The sequence below is a fragment of the Arhodomonas sp. KWT genome (assembly GCF_010993615.1).
Map to the genome: position 1 here is coordinate 2,181 of NZ_WNXE01000226.1, position 1,226 is coordinate 3,406.

Below are 1,226 nucleotides of genomic sequence, written 5' to 3' on the forward strand. Positions count from 1 at the left end.
ACGCAGATCACGCTGGGCCGCGTTGTACTGCTTGATGAGGTCCTCGGTGTTCGGGTCCTCTTTCTTCATGGCCGCCAGGAGTTCATCGCGGAACTTTTTCTGGGACGCCTGGATATCCTCGTTCGACAGCGCCTTGCGCCGGGCCTCGAGGAGCGCCTCGCGCTTCTTGCGGTACTCCTTGGTCAGGGCCTTCTGCTCCTCGCCCTTGACGTCGCCGGCGCGCAGCTTCTTCGCGATCTCGCGCAGCCGCGCGACATCCTTCTTGGGATCGACGCCGCTGGAGCGAATGGAGTCGTTGACCGACTGCCGGAGCGCATCCCGCTGCTTGGCGAGGTCCGGATTGTTCTTGATCGCGGACTGGCGGATCTTGGAGAGCTTCTGGCTGAGCTTGCGGACCTTGAGCCGCGACTCGACCAGCTTGCCGCCCTGCTGGGCCGCCTTCTGCTGGGCCGCCTGGCCGCCCCCGTTACCCTCGCCATTGCCGTTCTGCTGGGCCATGGCCGGGGCGGTCACCGCCAGTGCGCCGGCGAGCAGACCGACGATCAGGCCCTGGCGGGTGGTGAAGCGCTTCGATTTCAGCATAGTGCTCTTAGCCTCGTTTGCGGATGTCCGGTAAGGCACCGTCCGCGTGCATCTGTGAAACCCGATCACGGCGCCGCGCGCCGAGGCAGAGACACTAGCAATGCCCCGCACCTTCCTGTCAATCGCCGCCGTCTCCGGGGGTATGCCGCGCACGTGCCATGTGCTCGGCGAGGCGCGACTGGTAAGCGGGGTCCGCCCACAGGGGCGCGGTACCTCCGCGTTGCGCCTCGACCTGCTGGCGCAGGGCCGTCAGCCGCCGCCTCGCCTCGCGCGCCGTCGGCGTGTGGGCATCGTCGACGTGTGCGAGCAGCTCCTCGAGCTGGTTGATCTCGCGACGTCGCTCGAGCTCCGGCGGCAGGCAGTTCGCGTTGCGCAGCACGCGGTAGGCCATACGCAGGTGCTCCGGCATCAGCGGGTCGTCGTCCAGCGGCAACGCCCCGCCGGCGCCGGGCAGTCCCTCGAACTCGCCACGGGCCTGCGCCTCGCGCATGCGCTGCTCGGCAAGCTGTTCCATCGGGTCCATGCGTGTTCCTCCCGCATCGCGACGATGCCCGGCGACCACCTTAGCGGAGTTGCAGCCCACCGGCGACCCCGCTTCAGCCAAACAGGTCGAACTGCCCGTCCTCACGCGGCGGGCGAAAGGC

The 1,226-nt window shown here is 68.2% G+C and carries 2 protein-coding genes; both read right to left on the minus strand.

The annotated features are described in order from the left end of the window. A partial coding sequence (locus G7A99_RS17005) for a hypothetical protein (protein ID WP_163142359.1) occupies positions 1–582 on the minus strand: 582 nt, incomplete at its 3' end. A gap of 118 nt (positions 583–700) precedes the next feature. After that, a complete protein-coding gene (locus G7A99_RS17010) occupies positions 701–1,105 on the minus strand; it encodes a DnaJ family domain-containing protein (protein WP_018716889.1) in 405 nt (134 codons plus the stop codon). Between the last annotated feature and the right edge of the window lie 121 nt (positions 1,106–1,226).